The 4,527-nt window shown below is 70.2% G+C and carries 4 protein-coding genes; 2 read left to right on the plus strand and 2 right to left on the minus strand.

Going from position 1 to position 4,527, the window contains the following annotated elements:
* Positions 1-137 precede the first annotated feature (137 nt).
* On the plus strand, positions 138-947 hold the full coding sequence (locus AB0M47_RS42150) for a hypothetical protein (RefSeq protein ID WP_363424511.1): 810 nt from the start codon (positions 138-140) through the stop codon (positions 945-947).
* Here AB0M47_RS42150 and AB0M47_RS42155 read toward each other — a convergent pair.
* Positions 944-1,873 carry a zinc-binding dehydrogenase gene (locus AB0M47_RS42155; protein WP_363424513.1) on the minus strand — a complete coding sequence of 310 codons (930 nt, stop codon included), beginning with the start codon at positions 1,871-1,873 and terminating at the stop codon, positions 944-946. The two genes, AB0M47_RS42150 and AB0M47_RS42155, sit on opposite strands and share 4 nt — an antisense overlap.
* A gap of 35 nt (positions 1,874-1,908) precedes the next feature.
* The gene (locus AB0M47_RS42160) at positions 1,909-2,247 is read right to left on the minus strand and encodes a MerR family transcriptional regulator (RefSeq protein WP_253756495.1); all 339 of its coding nucleotides are present in this window, start codon (positions 2,245-2,247) and stop codon (positions 1,909-1,911) included.
* Positions 2,248-2,386: 139 nt separating this feature from the next.
* Here AB0M47_RS42160 and AB0M47_RS42165 point away from each other — a divergent pair, with 139 nt between their 5' ends.
* The gene (locus tag AB0M47_RS42165) at positions 2,387-4,438 is read left to right on the plus strand and encodes an alpha/beta fold hydrolase (protein ID WP_363424517.1); all 2,052 of its coding nucleotides are present in this window, start codon (positions 2,387-2,389) and stop codon (positions 4,436-4,438) included.
* Positions 4,439-4,527: the final 89 nt, after the last annotated feature.

Raw genomic sequence — 4,527 nt, forward strand, 5'->3', positions numbered from 1 at the left:
GATCAGGGATCCAAGTCGAATCTTGACCCAAGATTCGACCCGGATCCCTGATCCAGCGCGGTGGGGGCGGGAGGCGTGTGGCGAATTTCTGTTATGCCAATTGACACAGTGGAAAGTCGGCTCTACCGTTTCGAGTCATGGAGGAGAGCCGAGGTCGCGGCCGTCCGCGAAACGATCCCGAGAAGTTGGCCCGGTGGACTCCGCCCGAGGGCTGGTCCCGCCTGGTCGCCTGGGTCTCCCCCGAGGAGAAGAAGGCGCTCAAGCGGATCGCGGTCGAGGCGGAGGTGTCGGTCGCCGACCTGGTGCGGTCGTTGGCGGGCGGGCTGGCGGGCGGCGTCATCACCCATGCGGAACTGATCGGGCAGGTGAGGAGGGGCAAGCAGGTCATGGAGAAGATCCCGACGCTGTTCGAGCGCGACGACAGCTTCAAGGTGGTGAACCGGCCGAGGACGGAGTGCGCCTGGGTGTTCGACGGCGAGGGGGTCGGCACCGAGAAGCTCGACGGCACCAATGTCCGGCTGACCGTCCGCTCGGGGCAGCTCGTCCGGCTGGAGAAGCGGCGTAATCCGAGCAAGGTCCACAAGCAGCAGGGCATCGTCGACGGGTGGTACGCCGACGCCGACGAGTTCGGGGCGGAGGACAAGTGGATCTGGGCGGCCGCCCGGTCGACCGACGTCTCGTCGTGGCCGGACGGCGAGCACTCGTGTGAGGCGCTCGGCCCCAGCATCCAGGGCAATCCGCTCGGCCTGGACGAGCACGTGTGCGTACCGTTCGACCTGGCGGCGCCGGATTATGTCGCGGCCCCCCGCAGCTACGCCGAGCTGCAGGATTTCCTGGCCCGCCTGGAGAGCCGGTACGCACCGGGTCACCTCGCGGAGGGCATCGTCTTCCATCACCCCGACGGGCGGCGGGCCAAGATCAAGCGTAAGGACTTTCCGGTTCGTTAGGGGCGGAGGGCGAGTTTGCCCACGGTGGACCGGGACTCCAGGGCGGTGAGTGCTGCGGCGCCGTCGGCGAGGGCGTACGTGGTCGGGGTGCCGGGTGGGATGACGCCGGCGGCGACGAGTGCGGTCAGCTCGTCCAGCACTTCGGCGAACAGTTCCGGCGCATGTGCCATCAGTACGCCCAAGTGCAGCCCGATGAGCTGAACGGGACGGAAGTTCAGCTGCCGGTTGGTGACTGTCGCGTCGCCGCCTGCCACGCCGTAGACGACGATTCGGCCGGTGATCGGACGGGCGGCGGCGAGGCTGCGGGCGAAGTCCGGTCCGCCGACGGATTCGAGGATCACGTCGATCGGCCGGTCCGGGACCGTGGCGAAGACTTCGTGCGCGCCCGCTGTGCGTACAAGTTGATGTTTGGCGGGCGACGCGGTCGCGAGCACGGTGGCGCCGAGGTGGCGGGCGAGCCGGACCGCCGCCTGGCCCACCCCGCCCGCCGCGGCCTGGACCAGGACGGTCTCACCGGGCGCGACGCGGCCGAGGCGGAGCGCGGCGAGCGCGGTGGCCCAGTTGAGCATCAGCCCGAGTGACTGTTCTCCGGACCAGCCGCGGGGGAGCGGCATGGCGGCTGCCGCGGGCAGGACGAGGTACTCCGCGAACGCGCCAGGGCCGATGCCGAGGATCTGGTCGCCGACGGCGAAGGCCGAGACGCCGGGGCCGAGCGCGACGACCTCGCCGGCGGCTTCGAAGCCCGCGACGTAAGGCGCGGTGGGACCGTCCACATAGGTGCCGTAGGTCTGCATGAGGTCGGCGAAGTTGACCCCGGCGGCGGTGACGCGCACCAGGATCTCGCCGGGGCCGGCCACCGGTCGCGGCGTGTCGATGAGGCGGAGACCGGTCGGACCGGCCAGGGAAGTCTGCTGAAGGGCTCGCATGGACCGACCGTAAAACCCTGACACTTACGGCAGGGTCAAGCGACCGCCGCCAGGTACGCCGCCAGCGCGTCCCGGTTCTGGGAGAGCACGGCGATGCGGTGGTCGAGCTGGGCCTTCTGCCGGGCGAGCTGGTCGACGACGGCGGCCGGCAGGGACGTCCCGGGACCGAGGTGGGGGAGGACGTCGCGGATGATGCGCGTCGGCAGCCCCGCTTCGATCAGTTCGTGGACTTGGCGTACGCGGTCGACGGTGGGCGTGCAGTAATCGCGGTAGCCGTTCTGGCAGCGGCCGGGTTCGATGAGCCCTTCGGCTTCGTAGTGGCGCAGGGAACGAACGCTGACTCCGGTCTGCTGAGCGACCTCGCCGATCTTCACGAACCAACCGTAGCGCTCACCCGGGAGTGTCCGTTGAGACGACCTTGACAGCGATGATCGCGAAGACGACACTCGCCGGAAACGATCACGCAACCCATCCCCATGCGTTGTAAACGTTTCCAATCCCTGAGGAGCCAGAGTGAAGCGTTTCCTCATCCCCGTCCTGTCCGTCCTCGTGCTGCTGATAGGTGGCGTCGGCACCGCCGAGGCGGGGCGTACGCGTCCCGGCACGCTCGTGACCGGCAGCGCCGCGAGCGCGGCGTTGGGCGAGGATCTCCAGTACACCGCCTATCTCCCGTACGGCTACGAGTCGGGAGCCGACCGCTATCCGGTGCTCTACCTGCTGCACGGGCGGGGCGACTCGATGACGGCGTGGACCACCATCAAGTCCACCTTGGACGATCTGATCCAGGCGAAGAAGATCCCGCCGCTGATCGCGATCCTGCCCGACGCGCCGTGGAGCGACCGGGGCAGCTGGTACGTCGACTCGCAGTACCAGAGCGGCAAGCCGGTCGAGACCGCCCTCACCGGCGACCTCGTGAAGGCCGTCGACGCCACCTACCGGACCGCCCCGATCCGGCAGGCTCGACTGGTCGGCGGGTACTCGATGGGGGGAGCGGGTGCGCTCCGCTTCGCTCTCGCGCACCCTGACCTGTTCAGCGCCGCGATCGTGCTGAGCCCCGCCGTCTACACCCCGCTGCCGCCGTCGGATTCGTCCGCTCGCGACTACGGTGCGTACGGCGTGGGGGACAAGCTCTTCGACGACCAGCGCTACCAGGACCTGAACTACCCGGCGCTGCTCGCCGAGTCGGACCCGGACCTGCCCGTCCAGCTGTTCATCGCGGTCGGCGACGACGAGTGGGCCAACCCCGACCCGGCCGACGCGCGGCACGACCTCGACTTCGAGTCGGAGGCGCTCTACAACGCGGCTCGCCGTGCTCCGGGCGTCAGCGCCCAGATGCGCATCCTCGACGGCGGCCACGACTGGTCCGTGTGGGCGTCCGCGTTCGCGCAGGCCATCCAGTATCTCGGCCCGACGCTGAGCACGGTTCCGCCGCAGCCGCTGCCCGGTTCGCTGCTCGGCACGGCCGGCACCGACTGGGCCGGTGGCATCGCGAGCGCGGGCGGCGACGCGTACACCGTCGGCTTCGCGGCGAGCGCCAGTGTGGACGGTCAGGCGTACCACGGGAAGCTCGACGCGGTCGTGACCCGGCCCGGCTCGTGGACCACTCAGTTCGGCACAGCCGCGGACGAGCGCCTCTACGGCGTGGTCGCGCAGGCCGACGGCGGCGTCCTGGTCGCCGGGTACACCAAGGGCGACCTCGACGGCCGGCATGCCGGCAACGCCGCGGACGACGCCTTCGTGGCCAGTCTCGACGCTTCGGGAACGATCCGCTGGATCACCCAGTTCGGGACGGCGGGGGTCGCCGACCGCGCTTACGGCCTGGCCGCGAGCGCCGACGGCGGCGCCTACGTCACGGGCTACACCAAGGGCGCGCTCGACGGCACGAACGCGGGCGACAAGGACACCTTCCTGGCCCGCGTCGGTCCTTCCGGTCAACTTCAATGGGTACGCCAATTGGGCGGGACCGGTGAGGACAAGGCGTTCGCAGTGACCGCTGGTACCTCAGACGTCTACGTCACGGGAACCGCCGGTTCGCCGCTCCCCGGCACCACCGGGCTGGGCGGCTACGACGGCTTCGTCGCGCGGTACACCGACTCGGGCACGCTCAGCTGGGTGAAGGCCGTAGGCGGTAGCGCCGACGACCGGCTCGACGGGATCACGGTCAGCGGCGGGTACGCCGTGGCGACCGGCACCGCCAACGGCGATCTGATCGCAGTATCGTTCAGCAGCAACGGTTCCGAACGCTGGACGACTACTGTGGACAGTGGAGCCGCCGACGGTGGCGTGGCCGTCGTCGGGCGCTCGGACGGCGGCGTCGACGTCGTCGGATACACCCGGGGCCGGGTGACCGTCGCGGCCGGTGGCGCCGACGTGCTGCGCGTACGCCTCTCGGCCAAGGGGGCGGTGCTGGCCAAGAGCCAGTTCGGCTCGCCACGGGACGAGGTCGTCGACGCCTTCGCGGAGCCCAACCTCTTCGCGGCCGCCGCCGGCGATCGGCTGCTCGTCAGCGGCCTCACCTTCGCCTCGACGTCGTCCGGCGACCTCTTCGCCTCCTTCGCCCCCTAACCCCCCCACCCCCCACCCCACCCCTGTCCCCCACCCCGCCACCCCCCGCCCCCACCCCCACCCCTGTCCCCGTTGATCATGGAGTTAAC

The organism is Hamadaea sp. NPDC051192, assembly GCF_040682475.1.
GTDB classification, from domain to species: Bacteria; Actinomycetota; Actinomycetes; order Mycobacteriales; family Micromonosporaceae; genus Hamadaea; species Hamadaea flava.